The organism is Mycobacterium sp. E796, assembly GCF_001672815.1.
Lineage (GTDB): Bacteria > Actinomycetota > Actinomycetes > Mycobacteriales > Mycobacteriaceae > Mycobacterium.
On the sequence record NZ_LZKK01000094.1, the window covers coordinates 1 to 23555 of the forward strand.

Below are 23555 nucleotides of genomic sequence, written 5' to 3' on the forward strand. Positions count from 1 at the left end.
CGGGGCTACCGACACATCATCGTGAAAGCAACCCATTCAGAAACCACCGACCGACACACTGTCCACCAGTGAGCGACTAATCCGCTTGTCGCTACGAGGTGGACACAACGGGCAATGGTTCGGCGGAGAGGCTTGTGTGGCGGATGTGATTCCCGCGGTTAGGCGGGTATGGGCGCACCGCACTGCAGCATGCCGTTCTTGGGATCGGAATTGCCGGGCGTTGGTCGGACGAACTGATCGAGCTGCGTGAAAACGTTGTCGTCCACGTCGATCTCGCAGTGCACATTCGCTGAGTAGGGGAAATGCAGCACGATCTGCATACCGGCCTGCTGCGGATCGGGCAACACCGTGTTGGCCTCGAACACGTTGCCCGGCATCGACGGAAGGTTCGTGCTGTTCGCCCGGTTGCCGTTGATCACGAAAATGGCCTGACTGCCGGTGGTCAGGGCGTCGATCCGGGCGCGGTAGGTGATGTTGTGCAGGTCTGCCCTCGCGGTTGCCGGGCTTAGCTGGGACCCGGCCGCGATGACGGTCAAGGCAGTGATTGCCATCCATCGGTGGTTGCTGGGACTCATAGCAGCCGAGATTACCCGGCCTGACAGCGCGGACACCACAGCGACGTCCGCCCGGCGACCCGGGCACGCGCGAGGCGGGTGCCACAGCGCGGACAGGACGGGTCGGGATCGTCGCGAACCCGCGTGAGCCAGCGCGGCAGGCCGGGCACCCGACCGTGCGGCACCGCCGTGCGCAGCACCTGCGTCATCGCGGCGTGCAGGCGCTTGACGTCGTCGGCCTCGAGTTGCGGGATCGGCCGGGCCGGCGCGATCCGGGCCCGCCAGCAGCGGCGGCCGACGAGCCGCCGGCCGAGCGCCGCGGCGGTGGTGTTTCGCAGAATCCCTGGATCGCGGACCTGCACGCCCCGGATCCGCCGGCCGGGCAGCGCGTCGGCCAACTCGCGCCGAAAGCCCTCCACGTCGGGTAGCTCAGGCACGAAGCTTGGCCACCCGCTGCGCGGGACCCTTCAGCGAGCGAGCGCGCCGGTACATGCCGGCCCACGGATCGCCCTGCCCGGCAAGCCGTTTGGGGAGATCGCGGATGGTGAACCGGTCCGCCCGCAGGCCCCGCATGTCCAGCTCGTCCCACTCCAGCGGGGTCGCCACCGGCGCGCCCGCCCGGGCCCGCACCGAATACGGTGCAATCGCCGTCTGCGCGTAGGCGTTTCGCATGATGTCGAGGTACACGCGGTCGCCGCGGTTGTCCTTGCGGGCTTCCAGGGTGCGATGCGCGGGGTCGTCGGCCACCACCACCTCGGCGACCTCGCGGGCGAACTGGCGCACGGTGTCGAAATCGGTGTCGGGACGCAGCGGCACCACCACGTGCAACCCGCGCGACCCGGTGGTCTGCACGTAGCGCGCCAGGCCGAGGTCGTCCAGCACCGCGGCCGCCGCGTGGGCCGTCGCCCGCACCACCGCGAAGTCGCTGTCGGAGGGGTCGAGGTCGAACACCAACCGGTCGGGCTTGTGCAGCCGGTCCCGCCGCGACTGCCACACGTGCAGTGTGACGCAGTTCTGGTTGGCCAGCCAGCGCAGCGCCTCGGGGCGCTCCGCCACGGGATGCACCACGGTGCCGCCCTCTTTGCCGACCTCGACACGGCCCATCCAGTCGGGCAGCGAATCCGCGAAATCTTGTTGCACCCAACCTTGTTCGCCGATACCGCGTGGGAACCGCTGCACGGTGAGCGCCCGGTCCCGCAGGTGCGGCAGCATCGCATCGGCCACCTCGCTGTAATAAGCGACCAACTCACCCTTGGTGATGCCGTCCTTCGGGAACATCACCCGGTCGGGGTGGGTGACCTCGACGTCGACGCGCGGCGTCACCGCGTCTCCCGCACCACGTCGGACGCGTCCTTGTCGGTGCGCAGCCCCTGGTAGCGCGGGTGGCGCAGCTTGCCGTCGCGGGTCCACTCGGAAAACCCGATCTGGGCCACCAGCTCGGGGCGCACCCAGTGGGCGCCGTTCTCGCGCACCAGACCCCGGGTGAACGGTGGCTCGTCCTGCTCGAGGGGGGACAGCCGCTCGTGCAGGCTCCGCAGCGCGGCTTCGTCGAACCCGGTTCCCACCTTGCCGGCGTAGACCAGGTCGCGACCGTCGTGGTAGCCGAGCAGCAGCGCCCCCAACTCGATGCGGCTGCCCTTCGGGCTGGTGTAGCCGCCGACGACGAATTCCTGGTCGCGAACGCATTTGAACTTCAGCCAATTTTTCGACCGACCACCTTCGTACGCGGCGTCGGTCCGCTTGGCGATCACACCCTCGTCGCCGCGTTTACATGCCGCCTCGTAGGCGCCGATCCCATCCTCGACCCGGTGCACCGCGAAACGCAGCGGATCGCTGAAGTCAATCGCCTTGCGCAACAGTTTCTTTCGCCACAGCTGCGGCACATCGGTGGTCGACTTGCCGTCGACGTGCAGCAGGTCGAACACGTAGTAGAAGACGCGGACCGGTGACGCGCGGGCCACCTCGGGATCGGTGATACCCAGCCGGCCCTGCAGCCGTTCGAAGCTGGTGCGTCGGCCCGCGAACGCCACCACCTCGCCGTCCACGACGAACCGCGTGGTGCGCTGGGCGGCGAGCGCGTCAACAAGCTCGGGATAGGTTCCGTTGAGCGGCTGCCGATTTCGCGACAGCAGCCGCACCCGGTCGCCGTCACGAAAGCCCAGGCAGCGCATCCCGTCGAATTTGCGCTCGAATATCCACTGCGGGTCGGAGAACCGCCGGTCGGTCAGCGTGGCCAGCGTGGGAGGCCGCCAGTCGGGCACCGGTTCGTCGTGCAGCGCCGCGCGCACCGGTGCGGGCAGGGCGGCGAAGTCGATCATGACACGTCGTCCAGTGAGTGGCCGGTCAGCGCCGGCTGGCGCAGCGTGTCGGCGTCCTCGTCGTCTTTGCGCCTGATCAGCAGCCACGTCTCGTGATAGCCGTCCCGGATCCGGGTCAGCGTGTACCACCCGCGCAGCCATTCGCCGCACAGAAAGAACGAAAGATGGCCGCGCTCAAGGCATTCGCCCATGTCGTAGGGCGTCGCGTTGACATAGGTGCCGGCGTCGGCGTCGACGTCGCGCTCGGCGGCTTCGAGCGGAAGGTCCTCGGTGCGGCGGGCTATCCGGCTGTGTTCGGGGATCGCCCAGGAGACCAGCACACCGTCGATCTCGAGGCGAAGGTAGTAGTGGTCGCTGGCCGCCCCCTGCCGCTGGATGACGAAACGCGGGTCCCGGCCGGACCGGCGTTTGCGTCGGTGGTCGATCAAACGCATCCCCAAGTGATACCCGTGGGTCACGTGAGGAAACGAGCTATGCCTCACGCCAGGTCAGCTCCATGCCATGGGTGGCCAGCCACCGGGAAAGGTCGTAGCCGTTGCGGGCCAGGCCGTCGACGGCGACCACGGCGCGCCGCACGGCCCGTTCGGCCACCTCGGGCGTCAGCAGGCCGTGGCGCACGGCGTCCAGCAGCTCGTCGATGTCGGCGAGCTCGGCGCCGGCGCTGGTGCGGACGACGATGTCGAGGTAGTGGTCTTCCGAACGCCACACCTTCGGGCCCGGCGTGTATTCGCCCACGTCGAGGTAGTAGTCCTGGTCGCGTTCGTGCCCCGGGTTGAAGTGAAAGACGGTGGCGCGCAAGCCCAACGACGGCAGCAGCCAGGATTCGAGGTAGTGGAACTGCGCGCGGCCCGGGGTGGGGCGGGCAAGGTAGAGCCCCCACGGGTGCACGACGTACTCGTCGACGGCCCGCACGATGCCCTTCGGATCGGTGTTGGTGCGGGCGACCAGGTCGAACGTCTCGTGCTTGGGGGGATGGATGATCTCACCCTATCGGCGCAACCGAATTTTCCACCGCACGAAGCCGCCGTAGAACACCGACAGCGCGGCCAGCATGCCCATGTCGATCAGCCAGGCCTTCGAGGTGTGCTCCCAGAACCGGTCCTGGGAGAGCAGCGTTTCGGGCACCAGGTGCCGCAGATCGACCGTCGAGGCGGCCGCGGCGTAGCCCCAGCGCGCGGGCATCGCGAACGACAGCTGGTCGAGGCCGAGCCGGCCGGTCACCGGGACCATGCCGCCGCACAGCACCAGCTGCGCCATCACCGTCACCACGAACAGCGGCATGATCTGCTCGCTGGAGCGGACCAGCGACGAAATGGCCAGCCCGAGGATGGCCGAGGCGACGCAGGTGCCCGCCACGGTCAGGAACAGCTCGACGGTCGCCCCGGCGGTCGAGTGGCCGAGCAGGACGGCGCCGCGAGTCGGGGCGCTCTTGCCGATCACCACGATCGCGGTGACGATCGCCGACTGCAGGATCGCGAACGCGCAGAACACCGCCGTCTTCGCGAGCAGATAGGCCGTGGTCGACAGCCCGACCGCCTGCTCGCGCTGGAAGATCGCGCGCTCGCCGACCAGGTCGCGGATCGTCAGCGCGGTGCCCATGAACGCCGCGGCCGGCAGCAGCAGGGCGAGGATCTGCGCGGCTTCGTCGGGTGTCCCGGCATTCGGGCCCGGCACCTGGAACCCGTGGTTGCCGGGCACGGTCAGCGACAGCGAACCCAGGATGAACGGCAACAGCGCCAGGAAGACGAAATAGGCGCGGTCGGCGACGACCAGCCGCACCTGCCGGCGTGCGACCGTGGAAATCTGGCGCCGCACGCTGGTGTGCACCGGCTCGCCCAGGTCGCCGGGCTCGTCGGTCCGGTCGGCCAGTTTCTGGGGCCGCCGCTGGGCCTCGGCCCGCTCCTGGAACCGCCGATTGGCCTCCTCGGGGTCGGCGCCCACTTTGGTGAAGATCTTGGCCCAGTTGGTGGTGCCCATCGCCTCGCCGATCTGGTCGGGCGGGCCGAAGTAGGCCGTCTTGCCGCCCGGGGCCACCAACAGCAGTTGGTCGCAGATGTCCAGGTAGGACAGCATGTGCGTCACCACGATCACCACCCGGCCGGCGTCGGCCAGCTGGCGCAGCATCGTCATGACCTGGTGGTCCAGCGCCGGGTCGAGGCCCGACGTCGGCTCGTCGAGGATCAGCAACGACGGCCCGGTCAGGAGTTCCAGCGCGACCGAGGCCCGTTTGCGCTGGCCGCCCGACAGCTTGTCGACGCGGGTGTCGGCGTGCTTGGTGAGGTCGAGCTCCTCCAGCACCTGGGCGACCACCTTGGCGCGGTCGGCCTTGCTGGTGTCGGGCGGCAGCCGCAGTTCCGCGGCATAGCCCAGCGCCTGGTTGACCGTGAGCTGGCGGTGCACCACGTCGTCCTGAGGAACCATGCCGATCCGGCTGCGCAATGACGCGTATTCGGCGTGGATGTCGTGGCCCTCGAAGGTCACCGAACCCGAGGTGGGGCTGGTGTACCCGGCGATCAGCCGGGCCAGCGTGCTCTTGCCGGCGCCCGACCCGCCGATCACGGCGGTCAGCGTCCCCGGGCGGGCGGTCAGCGAGATGTCGTCGAGCAGTTGCTTGCCGTTGTCGACGACATATTTGACATTGCGCACCTCGAGTCCGCCGGTGCGCGCCGCGGCGGCGCCGCCCTCGACCAGGGTGCCGTCCCGGAACACGAGGTCGACGTTGCCGATCGTGACGACGTCGCCGTCGGTCAGGATCGCCGACCCGACCCGGGTGCCGTTGACGAAGGTGCCGTTGATGCTGTTATCGCGGATCTCGGTCCCGAGCGGGGTGTGCAGCAACGTGGCGTGATGACGCGAGGCGAGGACGTCGTAGACAACGATGTCGCTCTCGGCCGCGCGGCCGATCGTCTTGGCGCCGGCCGTGCCCGCGGCCGCCGACAGGCGCGGCGAGAGCAACTTCACGAACCTTGTCGCCAGGTTGGAAACGTCGGCCGTCCTGGCGTCGATCACGGTGGACTCGGCGGGCGGTGGCGCGTCCGGCTGGAGCGCCGGCTCGGCGTTGACGGTCGTCACCTGGTCGGGCGGCGTCCTGTCGGCTGGCCTGGGCGGCGGCGCCTGCCGGGGCTGCGGTGACCTGGGTGGCCTTGGTGGCGCTGGTGGCCTTGGTGGCTGCCTGGGCGGGCCCTGGGGCGGCATCGGACGCGGCGGCGCGGGCTGCCTGGGCTGGCTGCCGGTCTGGCCACGCCGGGGGACGGGTGGCGCGGTGGGATTCGTCCTCTCCGGCAGCGCGGACCATGCCACGGTGGGCGGCCCGGAGTCCCGCGTCTGCCTGGTCGGCGGTGGTCCGCTGGCGTGGCCGTGCTGCGGCCCGACCGCGAACGTGAGCCGCGGTCCCTGCGGGTTGCCGACGTTGATGCTCTGGCCGTCGTGGATGTCGATGACCGGCATCCGGTAGCCGTTAACATAGGTGCCGTTCAGCGAGCCGTTGTCGATCGCCAGCCAGCGACCCTGGTCGAACCGCACGATCAGGTGCGCGCGGGAGATCCGGGGATCCGGAATCCGCAAGTCCGCGTTCGCGTCACGCCCGACAACGACCTCGTGGCCGGCCGCGAACGAGCGTTGGGACCCGTCGTGCCGGATTGTCAGGACAGGCGGGGCGGGTCGATTCACTACTCAAGTATCGGTCCGCGGTTTGAGTGCTCTCCATGGGACTCGCCTGTGATTTGGCTTTATTTCGATTCGGCCACTCATAGCGTGCTCATAGCTTCCTGAGACCAATCGCCCACCGAGATCCGGCATCATTCGGACGTGGGGGGAGTGAAAGCAGAGCAACGAGGGGGCAGCGATTGACGGACGAAGACAAGGGCACGACCCGGCGGATCGACGCCGGGCGACGGCTGCTGAGTAACCCGCGCCTGGCGCGTGAGGCCCTGCGCGCGGGCTTCAATTCGGGTCCCTCGGCAACCGTCGCGCACCTGTTTCGCCGCATTCCGCCCGTCAACTCGACCCCGAACGCCGAGCCCCCGGCCGTGGAGTCCCGCCCCGAGGCCAGCGCATCGCGGCTCGCGCTGAGCAGCGGCGCGGCGTTCGCCGGCTACACGATCCTGCGGCAGCTCGGTGCCGGCGGCATGGCCGAGGTCTACCTGGCGCTGCATCCCCGGCTGCCGCGGCGCGACGTGATCAAGGTGCTCGCCGAGGCGGTCACCGCCGATCCCGAGTTCCGCGAGCGGTTCAACCGCGAGGCCGACCTGGCGGCGACGCTCTGGCATCCGCACATCGTCGGCGTCCACGACCGCGGCGAATTCGACGGTCAGCTCTGGATTTCCATGGACTACGTCGAGGGCACCGACGCGGCCCGGCTGGTCAAGGAGCGCTACCCGGACGGGATGCCCATCGACGAGGTGTGCGCGATCCTGCAGGCGGTCGCGGGGGCGCTGGACTACGCCCACGACCGCGGCCTGCTGCACCGCGACGTCAAGCCCGCCAACATCCTGCTCACCCATCCCGACGAAGGGGAACGCCGAATCCTATTGGCGGACTTCGGTGTAGCGCGCCACCTGGCCAACATCAGCGGCATCACCGAGACCAACGTCGCGGTGGGCACGGTGGCTTACGCCGCCCCCGAACAGCTGACCGGGTCCAACATCGACGGCCGGGCGGACCAGTATGCCTTGGCGGCCACGGCATTTCATCTGCTCACCGGCGCGCCGCCCTTCCAGCACTCCAACCCGATCGCGGTGATCAGCCAGCACCTGCACGAGGATCCGCCGCGGCTCAGCGACTACCGCCCCGACTTGGCCTACCTCGACGACGTGTTCCTCACCGCCCTGGCCAAGCGCCCCGAGGACCGGTTCGATCGGTGCCGGGCGTTCGCCGCCGCCGTCAGCGAACGGGTTTCCGACGAGCGGGATGACGAGCAGGCCGGTGCCGCTTCGCCGCGGCGGCGGTTGTATCACCGGTTCTCGTCCCGGGCGCGGTGGGCGACCGCGTTGCTGTGCGCGGTGCTGATCGCCATCGCGGCAACCTGGTCGACGCTGTACTCGTTTCAGCCAGAGAGCCCGACGCCCAATGCGCCCGCGCTCGCGTCCCGACCATCCGTGCCGGCGCCGAGCGTGGCGCCCGCGCGGCCCGGGGGGCCGGTGCTCAACGGCACCTACAAACTGACCTACGACCGCAGCAAGCAGACCACCAACGGCATCCCGATCCGCCACGACGGCCCGGCCGCCAGCTGGTGGGCGTTCCGCTCGGTCTGCACCACCAACGGGTGCGCGGCGACCGGGACCCAGCTCGACGACACCAACCACCAGGTGGCCAGCACCGTCGACGGCGGCCACACCTACTCGCTGCGGTTCATCGGTGGCTATTGGCAGGGCGGGTTCCAGCAGGAGCGGGCCGGTTGCACCGAGCCGAACGGACAGGTCAGCGCGACCCAACAGGAAAGCGTCGCCGGGTCGTTGGCGCCGCAATCCGACGGCACGCTGCGCGGCACGGTCACGCAAACCGCCCTGTCCGACGAGTGCGGCGCGCAGGGGGCGGTGGTGCGGGTGCCGGTGGTGGCCACCCGCGTCGGCGACGCCCCGCCGTCCGTGCCGGTGGCCGATCCCGCCCAGGTGATCAGCGCCTCGACCACGCCGCCGCACCCGGGGGCGCCGGTGCTGGGCGGGTCGTGCAGCGACGCCGACAAGCTCGCCTACGACCCGACCAACAGCGAGCAGGTCGTCTGCGAGGGCAACACATGGGCCAAGGCGCCGATCACGATGGGGGTGCACACCACCGGCAGCTCCTGCAACCGCCCGAACACCTCGGTGTTCGCGATGTCCACCTCCAGCGACGGCTACCTGCTGGAGTGCGACCCGGTCACCCGCACCTGGACGCGCCCGGGGGCATAACCGTCTTCCGCGAGCGTCCGTGTCTGTACGCCGACACGCCGCGCTGCGTGTCATTTTGCGCGCGCTCGCGGGGTGATCTAGTCGGCGCACTGATAGGTGACTTTGGAATGCGCTAGCGCATGCGCTATCAAGTTTTGGATCGAGTGATGGTTCTCTGCAGCGGCGGGACACTTGTCGGTGCACGGCTCTACCCTGGTGCCATGGCCTTTGCCACTGAGCACCCAATCGTCGCGCACTCGGAATACCGGCCGGCCGCGGAGGACATCGAGGGGCTGGTGCGCGCCGGTGGCCGCTTCGAGGTGGTCAGCCCGCACTCACCGGCCGGCGACCAGCCCGCGGCCATCGAAGAGCTGGAGCGCCGCATCCGGGCGGGGGAGCGCGACGTGGTCCTGCTCGGCGCCACCGGAACCGGAAAGTCGGCTACCACCGCCTGGCTCATCGAACGGCTGCAGCGCCCCACTCTGGTGATGGCGCCCAACAAGACGCTGGCCGCCCAGCTCGCCAACGAGCTGCGAGAGATGTTGCCGCACAACGCCGTCGAGTACTTCGTGTCGTACTACGACTACTACCAGCCGGAGGCCTACATCGCGCAGACCGACACCTACATCGAGAAGGACAGCTCCATCAACGACGACGTGGAGCGGCTGCGGCACTCCGCGACGTCGGCGCTGCTGTCGCGGCGCGACGTGGTGGTGGTCGCGTCGGTGTCGTGCATCTACGGCCTGGGCACGCCGCAGTCCTATCTGGATCGTTCCGTCGAACTGCAGGTCGGGACCGAGGTGCCCCGTGACGGCTTGCTGCGGCTGCTGGTCGACGTCCAGTACACCCGCAACGACCTGTCCTTTACCCGCGGATCGTTCCGGGTCCGCGGCGATACCGTGGAGATCATCCCGTCCTACGAGGAGCTGGCGGTCCGCATCGAGTTCTTCGGCGACGAGATCGAGGCGCTGTACTACCTGCACCCGCTGACCGGCGAGGTGGTTCGCCAGGTCGACTCGCTGCGGATCTTCCCCGCCACCCACTACGTGGCCGGGCCGGAACGGATGGCCCACGCGATTTCCACCATCGAGGAGGAGCTCGCCGAGCGGCTCGCCGAATTCGAGAGGCAGGGCAAGCTGCTAGAGGCCCAGCGGCTGCGGATGCGCACCAACTACGACATCGAGATGATGCGCCAGGTCGGGTTCTGCTCGGGTATCGAGAACTACTCCCGGCACATCGACGGACGCGGACCGGGCTCGCCGCCGGCCACACTGCTCGACTACTTCCCGGAGGACTTCCTGCTGGTCATCGACGAGTCGCACGTCACCGTGCCGCAGATCGGCGGGATGTACGAGGGCGACATGTCCCGTAAGCGCAACCTGGTGGAGTACGGGTTCCGGCTGCCGTCGGCGTGCGATAACCGGCCGCTGACCTGGGAGGAGTTCGCCGATCGGATCGGGCAGACGGTGTATTTGTCGGCCACGCCGGGGCCGTACGAGCTCAGCCAGACCGGCGGCGAGTTCGTCGAGCAGGTGATCCGCCCGACGGGCCTGGTTGATCCCAAGGTGCTGGTCAAGCCGACCAAGGGCCAGATCGACGACCTGATCGGGGAGATCCGCAAGCGCGCCGCCGCCGACGAGCGGGTGCTGGTCACCACGCTGACCAAGAAGATGGCCGAGGACCTCACCGACTACCTGCTCGAAATGGGCATCCGGGTGCGCTACCTGCACTCCGAGGTCGACACGCTGCGCCGGGTGGAGCTGCTGCGCCAGCTTCGCCTCGGCGACTACGACGTGCTGGTCGGCATCAACCTGCTGCGCGAGGGCCTCGACCTGCCGGAGGTGTCGCTGGTGGCGATCCTCGACGCCGACAAGGAAGGCTTCCTGCGCTCTACGCGCAGCCTGATCCAGACCATTGGGCGCGCCGCGCGAAACGTGTCCGGCGAGGTGCACCTGTACGCCGACACGATGACCGACTCGATGAAAGAGGCCATCGACGAGACCGAACGGCGACGCGCCAAGCAGATCGCGTACAACGAGGCCCACGGCATCGACCCGCAGCCGCTGCGCAAGAAGATCGCCGACATCCTCGACCGGGTCTATGCCGAAGCCGACGACAGCGAGACGGTCGAAATCGGCTCCGGGCGCAGCATGTCGCGCGGCCGACGCGCCCAGGGCGAACCGGGTCGCGCGGTCAGCGCCGGTGTGTTCGAGGGCCGCGACACGTCGAACATGCCGCGCGCCGAACTGGCCGACCTGATCAAGGACCTCACCGCGCAGATGATGGCCGCCGCCCGCGATTTGCAGTTCGAGCTTGCGGCCCGGTTCCGCGACGAAATCGCCGACCTCAAAAAGGAACTGCGCGGGATGGACGCCGCCGGCCTGAAGTGACGCACACCGACGCCGTCACCGGCAGCTGGCGCGAGCTGCTGGGCGCCAAGTACCTGGGAACGTCGGTCGTGCTGGCCGGTGGCGTCGGGCTGTACGCCACCAACGAGTTCCTGACGATCAGCCTGCTGCCGAACACCGTCGCCGAGATCGGCGGCAGCCGCCTCTACGCGTGGGTGACCACGCTGTACCTGGTCGGGTCCGTGGTCGCGGCGACCATGGTCAATCCGATGCTGGCGCGCATCGGGGCGCGCTCGTCGTTCCTGTTGGGGCTGGGCGTGTTCGGTGTCTCCAGCGTGTCGTGCGGGGCGGCCCCCAACATGGAGGTCCTGATCGCGGCGCGCGCCCTGCAGGGGGTGGCCGGCGGGCTGCTGGCCGGGCTGGGCTATGCGGTCATCAACGCGGCGCTGCCCCGCTCGCTGTGGACCCGGGCCTCGGCGCTGGTGTCGGCGATGTGGGGGGTGGCGACGGTGGTCGGGCCCGCGACGGGCGGACTGTTCGCGCAGTTCGGGCTGTGGCGGTGGGCGTTCGTGGCGATGGCCGGTCTGACGGCGTTGATGGCCACGCTGGTGCCGATCGCGCTACCCGGTAGCCGGACCGGCGCCAGCGAGGAGACACCTCCGCTGCGGGTGCCGGTGTGGTCGTTGGTGTTGATCGGTGCGGCGGCCCTGGCGGTCAGCGTTGCCCAGATCCCGCACAACGTCGTCGCGACCGCCGCGCTGCTCGCCGCCGCCGTCGTGCTGGTCGGGCTGTTCGCGGTCGTCGACTGGCGGATGCACGCGGCGGTGTTGCCGCCCAGCGTGTTTGGGCCCGGGCCCCTGAAGTGGATCTATCTCGCGATGGGCCTGCTGATGATCGGGGCCATGGTGGACACCTACGTGCCGTTGTTCGGTCAGCGGTTGGCCCACCTGTCGCCGCTGGCGGCCGGATTCCTGGGTGCGGCGCTGGCGGTCGGCTGGACGGTCTCCGAGATCGTCAGCGCGTCGCTGGAGAGCCCGCGGGCGATCGGGCGGGTGATCACGGCGGCGCCGGTGGTGGTGGCGTCGGGCCTGGCGCTGGGTGCGCTCACCCAGCGCGGCAACGCGTCGGCCGGGACCGTCGCGGCCTGGACGCTGGGGTTGCTCGTCGCGGGGATCGGGATCGGCATGGCCTGGCCGCACTTGTCCGTGCGCGCAATGGATTCCGTCGACGACCCGGCCGAAGGCGTCGCGGCGGCCGCGGCGATCAACACCGTGCAGCTCATCTCGGGGGCATTCGGGGCCGGGGTGGCCGGCGTCGTCGTCAACACGACCCAGGGCGGCGGCGACGCGACGGCGGCCCGCTGGCTGTTCGCCGTGTTCACCGCGCTGACGGGGGCAGGCGTCGTGGCTTCGTATCGCGCGGTCCGCGGCGGTCGCTGAGCTCAATCGGGTTCTTCGCCGCCGCGGAGGATGGCAACCACCCCGTCTACCTCGGCCAAAACCTCGGAGGCGCTGCCCATCTTGGCGCCGGACAGGGTCATCGTCACCCTGACCTCGCCGTCGTCGATGTCGTGCGCGTCGGCGTCGAGCTCGGTGAGCTGCCAGTCGCGTTGCCCGCAGATCCGTAGCAGCTCCCGCAGCACGCCCCGGCCGTTTTCGTAGATGATGGTCAGCCGGCGCGTCCCGCGCAGCCGGGCGGTGAGCTGGCGCTCGACGGCGCTGAACGCGAGCGCGCTGACGAAGTGTAGTGCCACGACCGCGATGGCCAGTAGCAACAGTCCGGCGCCCACCGCCATGCCGATCGCGGCCGACTCCCACACCGCCGCCGCCGTCGTGAGCCCGTGCACCGCGCCGCGCCGCGTGATGATGATTCCGGCGCCCAAAAAGCCGACACCCGAGACGATTTGGGCCGCGACGCGGGACGGGTCGAGCGCGACGGTCCCTTCGTGCACGATGTCGAAGAAGCCGAATTTGCTGACCAGCATGATCAACGCCGACGACGTGCCGACGATCGTCTGGGTCCGCAGGCCCGCGCTCTTGCCCTGAACCGTGCGCTCCAGGCCGATCAGCGCAGTCAGCCCGAAGGCGGCCAACAGCTCGATCACGTGACGCGCGCCCTGCACGTCACCGCCGAGCAGCGGGTTGGCCAGCAGAATCTGCATGTCCGTCAACTACCCACGGACGGCGCTTCTACGCGCCCGTCACCGGGTCGACTTCACGACCTGCGAGTAGTGGAACTGCCAACGCTCGACGATGCGGAACCCGAGGTAGCTCGGGAATCGGAACGCCGGGGAGCGGCCGAAGGCGGTTCCCGGCGGCAGCGACTGCCCGGCTTGGTGGTCCGGCAGCGAGCCGTCCCTGTTGGTGATGGTCCAGATGGCCGGGCACTTGTTGATCTTGGCCGTTGTCAGCCACACGGCGACGTGACCGTCCCACAGCCAGCCGACCTTGGGCCCGTAGGCCCCGCGTTCCACGTCGATCAGCGAGCGGAAAGCCGCCGGCCGGGTGGCCAGCAGGGCCCGGATCGGCCCCGGCCGCCAGGGCACGGTGTTGTCCACCATCAGGCAATCCCCGGGCGCCGCGTGGGAGCTGATCAGGTCGGCCACCTGGCTGTAATCCCAGCCCTCCTTGGCGTACGGCCAGCGCTGGATGAACAGGTAATTCGGCACCGCGGCGGCGGCAAACGCCAGGACCACCGCGGCGACGGGCCACGGTTTGCGGGCCAGCGTGACGATGCAGACGGCCATGACGACGGCCACCGCGGGCGTGGTGAGGATCAGGTAGCGCGGAAAGTAGATCGGTTCGACGACGGCCGAGTAGATGACGACGAGCGCGGTGGGCAGCACGATCCACGCCGTGCAGATGACCAGGAGCACGTGCAGGTCGCCCGGACCGCGCGCGCCCCTCCGCCACGCCACGATCGCCGCGACGAGGAGCACCGCCGTGAGGATCGCGAACGGGACACTGTGGTCGAAGTACTGCCGCAGGCTGATGTCGAAGGCGTAGTGCCAGCTGACCGGAAAGATCCAGTTGACCTGGTACACCTGGCCGTGGGCGAAGACGAGGAACGGCGTCATGGTGCCGACGGCGACGGCGGAGCTGACCGCCCACCAAACGAGCCGCGACCTGCGGGATTCCTTCGGCGCCAGCAGCGGCACCAAAACCGCGTACACCAGCACCAACAGGAAAAGGTTGAGGCTGAGCAGGATGGACAGCATCAACGCCAGGGCGTAGCCCACCCACAATTGCGGCCGGTTGCGCCTTACCGCGGCGACGAGCAACACCGTCAGCCAGATGGCCGCGGCGGCCGCGAAGGCATACGAGCGTGCTTCCATTCCCGCCCAGGTGGTGCGCGGCAAAATCGCGAAGACCGCGCCCGCGCACAGCGGCGTGGCGCGCCCGGGGACGAACCGCCTGGTGAACACCGTGACGCCCGCGGCGGCGGCCCCGACCGCCAGGGCGCTGGGCGCCCGCGACCAGAACTCCGTCGGCGGAAATACCGCGAACCAACCGTGCATGAGCAGGTAATACAGACCGTGAACGGCGTCGATGTGGCCCAGCAGCTTCCACAGCTCGGGCAACGTCCTGCTGGCCGACGCCGAGATGGTGGCTCCCTCGTCGAACCACAACGACGGCCTGCAGGCCCAGGCGGCGCTGACGACGGCAGCGAACACGGCGATCGCCCACGGGTCGAGCAACCTGCCGCGCGGGCGCGCCGGTACCGCCTCGTCAACGACGTCCGGGGCGTCGGAGGCGCGCTGCTCAGCGGTGGACATGGCCATGATGCTTGTCACTGTAAGGGGCGCCGAGTGAACTGGCTCGCGGCCAGCTTGCTGGGGAGGGTAGGGTGCTTGCTCACATTTACGACGGCCGCCCGCGGTTCGCCAAAAGCGGGGCCGTGCAACGCTTTCGACTTTAGCCCTGCTCAAATGGTCTTTTGACCGCGGGGCAAATAGGCCGCCGGTGCGCGCGGCCGCGGTAAATGCCCGTCGCGCCACGCCATGCTCGGTCGGAATTCTTTCTCCTTTCCATCCGGCAAACGCGATACTGTCTTGGGTTGGCTGACCAACCGAAACTGGGAGGGTAAATGAGTGCCTATCGAACCGTGGTGGTCGGGACCGACGGCTCGGATTCGTCGTTTCGCGCGGTGGACCGGGCGGCGCAGATCGCGGGGGACGACGCAAAGCTGATCATCGCATCGGCGTACCTGCCCCAACACGAGGACACTCGGGCCGCCGACGCACTGCGGGACGAGAGCTACAAGGTGTCGGGGACCGCGCCGATTTACGCGATCCTCCAGGACGCCAAGGAGCGGGCGCACAACGCCGGTGCCAAGAACGTGGAAGACCGGTCGATCGTCGGCGCCCCGGTCGACGCGCTGGTCAAGCTCGCGGAGGACGAAAAAGCCGACCTGCTGGTCGTCGGCAACGTCGGCCTGAGCACGATCGCGGGACGCCTGCTGGGATCGGTGCCGGCCAACGTCTCGCGCCGGGCCAAGGTCGACGTGCTGATCGTGCACACCACGTAGTTCACCGGCGGCGCTTGTGCATCCAGGGCTTTGCGTGGGCGCCTAGGGCGGCCAAGCGGCCGAAACGTCGCCGTCAGCGCACACCGAAAGCCGTCAGCGCACACTCACCGGCGGCCAAAGGCCGCCTACCAGCCGCGCTCGCGCCATTCGGCCAGGTGCGGGCGCTCGGCTGCCAACACGGTGTCGTCCCCGTGGCCGGGATAGATCACGGTCGAGTCGTCGTAGACCTCGAACACCCTCGTCGTGACGTCGTCGAGCAGCTGGGCAAAATCTCCCGGCTGCCAGGTCTTGCCGACACCGCCGGGGAAAAGGCAGTCCCCAGTGAACAATTGCGTGACCCCGCCGGTCGCCGGCCCGTCGAGGGCCAGCGCGATCGAGCCCGGAGTGTGCCCGCGCAGGTGGATGACGTCGAAACTGAGCTCGCCGATCCGGACGGTGTCGCCGCCGGCCAGCAAACGGTCCGGCTTGACCGGCAGCGGCTCGGCATCGATCTCGTTCGCGGCGGTCGGGGCGCCGGTGGCCTTCGCGACGGCCTCGAGTGCCTGCCAGTGATCGAAGTGCTGGTGGCTGGTCACGATCAGCGACAACCTCGGCGCGTACCGGCGGATCAGGTCGATCAGCACGTCGGCGTCGTTGGCCGCGTCGATGAGCAGGGTTTCCCCGGTCGCGGAACACGTCACCAGATACGCGTTGTTGTCCATCGGGCCCACCGACGCCTTTAGAATCGTGGCGCCGGGTAGGGTCCGGCGGGCCGCGGTACCAGGGTCGACGTGTCCGGTGTAGTTGTCGCTTGGCTCAACCGAGACGGTCATAGCGGCCACGTTACTGGTCATCGATCGCTTGTCGGTATGGGCACATAGCATGGAATGCGCCGTGCGCATCAACGGCTACAGCATCAGAGATTCGTTGATAGTTCCTGAAAGAAGGCAGCGTGGCTGACCGCCTGATCGTCAAGGGCGCCCGCGAGCACAACCTGCGCGGCGTCGACCTCGACCTGCCGCGCGACTCGTTGATCGTGTTCACCGGGCTGTCCGGGTCGGGCAAGTCGTCGCTGGCGTTCGACACCATCTTCGCCGAGGGCCAACGCCGCTACGTGGAGTCGCTGTCGGCGTACGCTCGCCAGTTCCTGGGCCAGATGGACAAGCCGGACGTCGACTTCATCGAGGGCCTGTCCCCGGCGGTGTCGATCGACCAGAAGTCCACCAACCGCAACCCGCGGTCGACCGTCGGAACCATCACCGAGGTCTACGACTACCTGCGGCTGCTCTACGCCCGCGCGGGCACGCCGCACTGCCCGGTCTGCGGGGAGCGGATCGCCCGGCAGACGCCCCAGCAAATCGTCGACCAGGTGCTGGTGATGCCGGAGGGCACTCGGTTCCAGGTGCTGGCCCCCGTGGTGCGCACCCGCAAGGGCGAGTTCGCCGACCTGTTCGAGAAGCTAAATGCCCAGGGCTACAGCCGCGTTCGGGTCGACGGCGTGGTGCATTCGCTGACGGATCCGCCGAAGCTGAAGAAGCAGGAAAAGCACGACATCGAGGTGGTGGTCGACCGCCTGACCGTCAAGGCCAGCGCCAAGCAACGGCTCACCGACTCGGTGGAAACCGCGCTGAACCTGGCCGACGGCATCGTCGTGCTCGAGTTCGTCGACCACGAGCATGACGCGCACAACCGCGAGCAGCGGTTCTCCGAGAAGCTGGCCTGCCCCAACGGGCACGCGCTGGCGGTCGACGACCTGGAACCGCGGTCGTTCTCGTTCAACTCGCCGTACGGCGCCTGCCCCGAGTGCACCGGCCTGGGCATCCGCAAGGAGGTCGACCCCGACCTGGTGGTCCCCGACCCCGAGCGCACCCTGGCCGAGGGCGCGGTGGCGCCGTGGTCGACGGGCCACACCGCGGAGTACTTCACCCGCATGATGGCCGGGCTCGGCGAGGAGCTGGGGTTCGACGTCGACACGCCATGGCGCAGGCTTCCGGCCAAGGCCCGCAAGGCCATTCTCGAGGGGTCCGACCACCAGGTGCACGTGCGGTACCGCAACCGGTATGGGCGCACCCGGTCCTACTACGCCGATTTCGAGGGCGTGCTGGCGTTCCTGCAGCGCAAGATGGCGCAGACGGAATCCGAGCAGATGAAGGAGCGCTACGAGGGCTTCATGCGCGACGTGCCCTGCCCGGTGTGCGAGGGCACCCGGCTCAAGCCGGAGATCCTGGCCGTCACGCTCGCTGGGGATTTCAAGGGCCGGCCGGCTAAGAAGTCCATCGCCGAAGTGTCCGAGCTGTCGATCTCGGATTGCTCGGACTTCCTGAACGCGCTCACCCTCGGGGCTCGCGAACAGGCGATCGCCGGGCAGGTGCTCAAGGAAATCCAATCGCGGCTGGGGTTTTTGCTCGACGTCGGGCTCGATTATCTGTCGCTGTCGCGCGCCGCGGCCACGCTGTCGGGCGGTGAGGCGCAACGCATCCGACTGGCGACCCAGATCGGGTCCGGTCTGGTGGGCGTGCTCTACGTGCTCGACGAGCCGTCCATCGGCCTGCACCAGCGCGACAACCGTCGGCTCATCGAAACCCTCACCCGCTTAAGGGATTTGGGCAACACGCTGATCGTCGTCGAACACGACGAGGACACCATCGCGCACGCCGACTGGATCGTCGACATCGGCCCGAGGGCCGGCGAGCACGGCGGCCAGATCGTGCACAGCGGAACCTACGCCGAGCTGCTGGCGAACAAGGACTCGATCACCGGCGCCTACCTGTCGGGCAAGGAGAGGATCGAGATCCCCGCCATCCGGCGGCCCGTCAACCACAAGCGCAAGCTCACCGTCGTCGGAGCGCGAGAGCACAACCTGCGCGGCATCGACGTGTCCTTCCCGCTCGGCGTGTTGACCGCGGTGACGGGGGTGTCGGGCTCGGGCAAGTCGACGCTGGTCAACGACATCCTGGCCGCGGTGCTGGCCAACCGGCTCAACGGCGCCCGGCAAGTCCCGGGCCGTCACACCCGGGTGACCGGGCTGGACCACCTGGACAAACTGGTGCGCGTCGACCAGTCGCCGATCGGCCGGACGCCGCGGTCCAACCCGGCGACCTACACCGGGGTGTTCGACAAGATCCGCACCCTGTTCGCGGCCACCACCGAGGCCAAGGTGCGTGGCTACCAGCCCGGCCGATTCTCGTTCAACGTCAAGGGCGGTCGCTGCGAGGCGTGCACCGGCGACGGCACCATCAAGATCGAGATGAACTTCCTGCCCGACGTGTACGTGCCGTGCGAGGTCTGCCACGGCGCCCGCTACAACCGCGAAACCCTGGAAGTGCACTACAAGGGCAAGACCATCTCCGAGGTGCTCGACATGTCGATCGAGGAGGCGGCGGAGTTCTTCGAGCCGATCAGCGGCATCCACCGGTATCTGCGCACGCTCGTCGACGTCGGGCTGGGCTACGTCCGGCTCGGCCAGCCCGCGCCGACGCTGTCCGGCGGTGAGGCGCAGCGCGTCAAGCTGGCCGCGGAATTGCAGAAGCGTTCGACCGGCCGGACCATCTACATCCTCGACGAGCCCACCACCGGGCTGCATTTCGACGACATCCGCAAACTGTTGAGCGTCATCAACGGCCTTGTGGACAAGGGCAATACGGTCATCGTCATCGAACACAACCTGGACGTCATCAAGACGTCGGACTGGATCGTCGACATGGGGCCCGAGGGTGGCGCCGAGGGCGGAACCGTTGTCGCCGAAGGGACCCCGGAGGACATCGCCGCGGTGCCGGAAAGCTACACGGGCAAGTTTCTGGCCGACGTCGTGGGCAGCCCCGCGCCCGCGCGGCGGTCGAACGGGCGCCGCAAGGTCACCGCCTGAAGCGCGTCGGCGGGTTCGTCCGCGACACTGAAACGTCGCACACGACCCGCTGAAAGCGTTGCAGCCGTTTAAGTTTCGCGGACAGCGGCGGCACCGGCTTTCGACAGCGGCGACGGGAAGCGCGGGCTGATCCGCACGCCGTCCAGCCACGAAGTGAGTTCGTCAGCGCGCCGCTGCAGGGCACGCCGCCCGTCGCGGCCGGGGTCCTCGAGGAGCTGCAGGCGGACGCGGGCCCCGTCATCCTGATACCAGCCGCCCACCACGCGGCCGTTCCACCAGGCGGTAGGGCCGCCGTTGCCGTTGGTGTCGAAAATCTGGGCGCGGTGTTCGCCGAGGTACCAATCGCGCTGAAACCAGCCCATTGTCGTGACGTCCAGGCCCGGCAGCAGCGCGCACCACGGCGGCGCAGGGGGTTCGGGGTCGAGGTCGTCGGGCAGCGCCCAGCCGACGCCGCTGCCGTGCAGCTCGACCTCCACCGCGCCGACGTCGGCCAGGGCGTGGCGCGCCGCCGTCAGCGTGCTGCCGAACCACCATTTGAGGTCGGCGACGGTCGCTGGCCCGAAGGTTGCCAGCCAGCGCCGGGTCAGCTCCGCCCTGGCCTCGCGGTCCGGTGGCGGCTCGCCCAGCTCGCCGAGCCAGTGCCCTGTGGTGGCCCAACGCGGCCGCGACGTCGTCCAGGCGCCGTCGTTTGGCCCGCGCACGATTTCGCCCCGCGCCGACAGCACGGTGAGCACCCGGGGACCGAGCGGAACCTCGCCGCCCCAACGCTTTCCGGGGGCCGGGTCGTACGTCCCGGCCAGCTCGGGGAGCGCCGCCCGCAGTTCGGTGCTGCTGGCCGGGCCGTTGTCACCGAGGTGGCGGACAACCGCGGCACGGGCCAGGTCGAGCCAGCGGTCGCCGTCGGCGGCCACTCCGGCCTTGCGCACGTCGGCGGCCAGCCGCCGACGTTCGTTGTCGGCGACCCGGTCACTGGCGGCCGCCTGGATCGTCGTCAGGTCATCGCTGCGCACCAGCCACAGCGTGCGGCGCATCGCCAAATGCCTGACCGCAGAGCGTTTCAGGTACAGCTGCTCCTCGAGATCGGCAGTCGCGAAGCCCGGCAACCGCGCCCACAGCGACAGGTAGGGCGTGGCGGGATCGCTCGCGTGCAGCCCGAGCAGCCCGGCGATCACCCGGGTGATCGGCGCTATGTCGCCCGGCGCCAGAAAATGCCTGCGCGCCAGGCGGTTACGCCGCTCGTCGACGGTGAACGCCCGCACCTCAATGCTCGTCGGGGCGCATCGACTCCCGGATCTGCGCCAGCCGCTCGGCGGCGGCGCGCTGGCGCTCTTCGTACTGCTCCTCTACCGAGCGGCCCTCGGCCGTGTCCGCGTCGAGTTCCGCCGCGCCCTCTGCCGTCGCGTACCGGTTCTCGATTTTGTCGCGGACGGCTTCGAAAGTCGGTACACCGGCGCTGTCGTACCCGGGGTCGGGTTCGGGGATTGTCGTTTCGTCGGGCATGCCGCCACGCTACTGCGCCTCGCGGCCCAGATAGCGCACCATCTGCTCCCAATACACCAGCGTCAGTGCCATCTGCACCGCGGTCGCGATCGCAGCTGGTCTCAGTCGATGGCGCCGGGCGGCGACGACGGCGCCCACCGCGGAAGCGGACGTCAAGGCGCTGACGAGCATCGCCGCGTCCCGCGGCCGACGGCTGACCCACAGCTCCTCACCCAGCATCGCCCGCGTCGACCAGGCGCGTTCATGCGCCGGCTTGCCGAAGAGGACCGGGTTGACGGCGAACCACAGCGCGACCCACGCCGCGTGGCTCCATCGTCGCGTCCAGATGGGCACGAGAGTCAGCGGCGTGGTCGCCCAGCGAGTCCAGGCGCTCCACGGGCTGCAGTGGCGGGCGAATAGGGCGCGCCGGACACGCGCCACGGTTGGCTGCCTGGTCACGACATCGAGTCTGCCCCCATGGCCGGGGTTCGCGAAGAGCCACCTGCCGCGGCCTGACTAAAAGCGATCGGTTGCCAAAAATCGGCCCGCAAAATCGCTTTGCCTGTGGAATTTTGCTTCTTCGCCGCCGTCGAGCCGGTGCACGTGAAATCGCCGGAAACGAAAAAAGTGGGCGGAAAACGCGGTCCATTACCTCGGGCGGCGGTAGCAAACCCGCGGCTCTCCGGCCGCCGCGGCACAGGGAATCCACAGGTAGAGGCCCCCCGCGCGGTCCGGTTGAATCATCTGAGGGGGAACGGCCCTGGCTGCGGTAAGTGAAGGTCATCGTAGCCTGCGGACCGACCCGGGTCGGCGGGCGATGCCGGGGCCGACCCGGATCGGGCCAGCGGGGTGACTACCGCTTCCCCTAACAGGGGGCCATACTGCATCAGCGACCGCAAACTTTCGGCTCGTTGCCGATTACTCATCGGTAACGCTAACGGTTTGGCCACGACAAACGATCTCAACAGAATAAATACTGTCGGTTATTTATCGTGCCCACATTTTACGAAATAATTCAAAGCGCGCCGACGAATTAGTCGGGCCGTCATGGTTAACAAGCGAAGGGATACCAATGGAAGCGGCTCAGCTCACTGGTCAGGCGATTGAGGGCCCGTGGTTGGAGGGCGGGACAGGCTGGCGCGATCTGGCGACAGGATGCTGGGTCACTGCGGCCACGCCACAGGCGGAGCCAAGCCTATGGGAGCAATACCTGGACGGCGCGGTCCGCAGCTACCGTCGTCACGGCTTGGAGTGGGTGCTCGATCTCGACGCGATTCGGGATGGCACCGACACGACGCTGTTCTTCGCCGTGGCCGATCCAAACGGCCGGGTGGTCGGCGGTCACCGCCTCGTGGGTCCCCTGCGCGCACCCGAGCAGTCCCACGCGCTCGATGAGTGGGCCGGCAATCCGGGACGTGCCGTGCTGAGCCATATGATCGCCAACCGGATCCCCTTCGGCGTTGTCGAAGTCAAAAGCGCTTGGACCAATTCCCAGGATTACAGCAGCCGGGTGCTGTCCCGGGTGCTGGCGCGTAACGCACTGCCGGTGATGACGATGCTGGATGTCCAGTTCATCATGGCCACCGCAGCGGCTCACGTGTTGGAGCAGTGGGCATCCTCCGGCGGCGTCGTGGCCTCTGGGATACCGGCGGCCGCCTATCCCACCGAGGACTACCGCACCAAGGTGATGTGGTGGGACCGCCGTACCGTCGCGACGCACGCCGAACCCGAACAATTCAAGCTGATGTGCGCCCACAACGCCGAAATTCTCGGTCGCATTTCGGCTTAGGGGCAATCGCGGCCGCAGCGGGTCATCTGAACCTCGACGGTGGTCTCATTGGCGGCACCGGTCGGCCTGCCGCGACGGGGCGGCGCATCTATTTCGTTGGTGCTACACAGAATTCGACGAGCCGCTGCTGGTAATGACCTCGAGATCGTCGAAAGGGCGTTCACGCGTGGCGATTACCGGGTCGGAGAGCGGCTGCTCGCTGCGAATGCGATCATTGCGTGTATGGCCTCGCGACACACCCGCTTTCGGATTTTCTACCGCATCGGCTTCACACCGTGGGAGGGCCATCCGATCGGGCAGGGTCTACGAGACCTGGTCGAAGGAACATCCGGTGAAGCCGGGCTGTCCACGGGATCGGCCCTCGATGTCGGATGCGGTACCGGAGACTGCGCGATTTACCTCGCCCAGCACGGTTGGCAGGTAACCGCGGTCGACTATGTGGCCAAGCCGCTCGACAAGGCCCGCGCCAAAGCTCGCGCCGCCGATGTTTCGGTCAACTTTGTGCGCGCCGACGTGACGCAATTGACTCGGGCCGGAATCGGTGCGGGCTTTCAGCTGATCGTCGACAACGCCTGCATCCACAACATGAGCGGCGCCGACCGTGACGCCTACGTCCGGGAAGTCTCCGCTGTGGCGGCGCCCGACGCGTGGCTCTACATCGCCGCGTTTCCTCCCGGCCGCAGGATCGGTGTGCCGGGCATCGACCATGCCGAAATAGAGCGCCGATTTACCCCGGGCTGGACGCTGGTCTCCGCGGGCGAGGAACGAGAGCTTGACCACAAGAACCCGTCGCGCTACTACCTGTTTCAGCGCCGCGCGTAAGCGCCGA

General features: G+C 68.7%; 20 protein-coding genes. 7 read left to right on the forward strand and 13 right to left on the reverse strand.

Annotated elements, in window-relative coordinates; genetic code table 11:
* Positions 1 to 158: 158 nt before the first annotated feature.
* From A5706_RS07775 to A5706_RS07805, 7 genes are all read right to left on the reverse strand, one after another.
* On the reverse strand, positions 159 to 575 hold the full coding sequence (locus tag A5706_RS07775; protein WP_068128808.1) for a hypothetical protein: 417 nt from the start codon (positions 573 to 575) through the stop codon (positions 159 to 161).
* 11 nt (positions 576 to 586) lie between these two features.
* Positions 587 to 991: a DNA-formamidopyrimidine glycosylase family protein gene (locus A5706_RS07780; protein WP_082964242.1), complete on the reverse strand. Its 405-nt coding sequence runs from the start codon at positions 989 to 991 to the stop codon at positions 587 to 589.
* The gene (gene ligD / locus A5706_RS07785) at positions 984 to 1877 is read right to left on the reverse strand and encodes a non-homologous end-joining DNA ligase (protein WP_304528387.1); all 894 of its coding nucleotides are present in this window, start codon (positions 1875 to 1877) and stop codon (positions 984 to 986) included. Before ligD (A5706_RS07785) ends, A5706_RS07780 begins: the two co-directional genes overlap by 8 nt.
* Complete coding sequence (gene ligD / locus A5706_RS07790) at positions 1874 to 2872, reverse strand: non-homologous end-joining DNA ligase (RefSeq protein WP_068128814.1); 999 nt, start codon at positions 2870 to 2872, stop codon at positions 1874 to 1876. The genes ligD (A5706_RS07785) and ligD (A5706_RS07790) overlap by 4 nt, the downstream gene beginning before the upstream one ends.
* Positions 2869 to 3306 carry a DNA polymerase ligase N-terminal domain-containing protein gene (locus A5706_RS07795; protein WP_068128816.1) on the reverse strand — a complete coding sequence of 146 codons (438 nt, stop codon included), beginning with the start codon at positions 3304 to 3306 and terminating at the stop codon, positions 2869 to 2871. The genes ligD (A5706_RS07790) and A5706_RS07795 overlap by 4 nt, the downstream gene beginning before the upstream one ends.
* 37 nt (positions 3307 to 3343) lie before the next feature.
* Complete coding sequence (locus A5706_RS07800; RefSeq protein ID WP_068128818.1) at positions 3344 to 3784, reverse strand: DUF402 domain-containing protein; 441 nt, start codon at positions 3782 to 3784, stop codon at positions 3344 to 3346.
* A 75-nt stretch (positions 3785 to 3859) separates the two neighbouring features.
* The gene (locus tag A5706_RS07805; protein WP_082964243.1) at positions 3860 to 6541 is read right to left on the reverse strand and encodes an ATP-binding cassette domain-containing protein; all 2682 of its coding nucleotides are present in this window, start codon (positions 6539 to 6541) and stop codon (positions 3860 to 3862) included.
* Between the two features lie 176 nt (positions 6542 to 6717).
* On the opposite strand from A5706_RS07805, the gene A5706_RS07810 reads away from it, so the two are divergent.
* From A5706_RS07810 to A5706_RS07820, 3 genes are all read left to right on the forward strand, one after another.
* A complete protein-coding gene (locus A5706_RS07810; protein WP_068128820.1) occupies positions 6718 to 8760 on the forward strand; it encodes a serine/threonine-protein kinase in 2043 nt (680 codons plus the stop codon).
* Between the two features lie 200 nt (positions 8761 to 8960).
* Positions 8961 to 11129, forward strand: a complete 2169-nt coding sequence (uvrB, locus tag A5706_RS07815) for an excinuclease ABC subunit UvrB (protein ID WP_068128823.1) — start codon at positions 8961 to 8963, stop codon at positions 11127 to 11129.
* On the forward strand, positions 11126 to 12526 hold the full coding sequence (locus A5706_RS07820; RefSeq protein ID WP_068128825.1) for an MFS transporter: 1401 nt from the start codon (positions 11126 to 11128) through the stop codon (positions 12524 to 12526). The genes uvrB and A5706_RS07820 overlap by 4 nt, the downstream gene beginning before the upstream one ends.
* Positions 12527 to 12528: 2 nt before the next feature.
* On the opposite strand, the gene A5706_RS07825 is transcribed toward A5706_RS07820, so the two are convergent.
* Positions 12529 to 13248 (reverse strand): MgtC/SapB family protein, encoded by a 720-nt coding sequence (locus A5706_RS07825; protein WP_068128826.1) that lies wholly within the window; start codon positions 13246 to 13248, stop codon positions 12529 to 12531.
* A gap of 39 nt (positions 13249 to 13287) precedes the next feature.
* A complete protein-coding gene (locus A5706_RS07830; protein ID WP_082964244.1) occupies positions 13288 to 14868 on the reverse strand; it encodes a hypothetical protein in 1581 nt (526 codons plus the stop codon).
* Between the two features lie 305 nt (positions 14869 to 15173).
* Between A5706_RS07830 and A5706_RS07835 the strand changes: the two genes are divergently transcribed.
* Positions 15174 to 15614 (forward strand): universal stress protein, encoded by a 441-nt coding sequence (locus A5706_RS07835; protein ID WP_068107190.1) that lies wholly within the window; start codon positions 15174 to 15176, stop codon positions 15612 to 15614.
* A 125-nt stretch (positions 15615 to 15739) separates the two neighbouring features.
* On the opposite strand, the gene A5706_RS07840 is transcribed toward A5706_RS07835, so the two are convergent.
* The gene (locus A5706_RS07840) at positions 15740 to 16426 is read right to left on the reverse strand and encodes an MBL fold metallo-hydrolase (protein WP_068128831.1); all 687 of its coding nucleotides are present in this window, start codon (positions 16424 to 16426) and stop codon (positions 15740 to 15742) included.
* Positions 16427 to 16545: 119 nt separating this feature from the next.
* Between A5706_RS07840 and uvrA the strand changes: the two genes are divergently transcribed.
* A complete protein-coding gene (gene uvrA, locus A5706_RS07845) occupies positions 16546 to 19458 on the forward strand; it encodes an excinuclease ABC subunit UvrA (protein WP_068128833.1) in 2913 nt (970 codons plus the stop codon).
* Between the two features lie 68 nt (positions 19459 to 19526).
* Here uvrA and A5706_RS07850 read toward each other — a convergent pair whose 3' ends face one another.
* Genes A5706_RS07850 through A5706_RS07860 form a run of 3 tightly spaced genes read right to left on the reverse strand, consistent with a single transcriptional unit; the run spans position 19527 to position 21396 of the window.
* Complete coding sequence (locus A5706_RS07850; RefSeq protein WP_068128835.1) at positions 19527 to 20717, reverse strand: winged helix DNA-binding domain-containing protein; 1191 nt, start codon at positions 20715 to 20717, stop codon at positions 19527 to 19529.
* A gap of 1 nt (position 20718) precedes the next feature.
* Complete coding sequence (locus A5706_RS07855; protein ID WP_068128837.1) at positions 20719 to 20958, reverse strand: PspA/IM30 family protein; 240 nt, start codon at positions 20956 to 20958, stop codon at positions 20719 to 20721.
* Between the two features lie 9 nt (positions 20959 to 20967).
* Positions 20968 to 21396 carry a DUF6653 family protein gene (locus A5706_RS07860; protein ID WP_231985121.1) on the reverse strand — a complete coding sequence of 143 codons (429 nt, stop codon included), beginning with the start codon at positions 21394 to 21396 and terminating at the stop codon, positions 20968 to 20970.
* Positions 21397 to 22009: 613 nt separating this feature from the next.
* On the opposite strand from A5706_RS07860, the gene A5706_RS07865 reads away from it, so the two are divergent.
* Both A5706_RS07865 and A5706_RS07870 read left to right on the forward strand, forming a co-directional pair.
* Complete coding sequence (locus tag A5706_RS07865) at positions 22010 to 22726, forward strand: hypothetical protein (RefSeq protein ID WP_068128839.1); 717 nt, start codon at positions 22010 to 22012, stop codon at positions 22724 to 22726.
* Positions 22727 to 22948: 222 nt separating this feature from the next.
* Positions 22949 to 23548, forward strand: coding sequence for a bifunctional 2-polyprenyl-6-hydroxyphenol methylase/3-demethylubiquinol 3-O-methyltransferase UbiG (locus A5706_RS07870; protein ID WP_068128841.1), 600 nt, complete (start codon positions 22949 to 22951; stop codon positions 23546 to 23548).
* Positions 23549 to 23555: the final 7 nt, after the last annotated feature.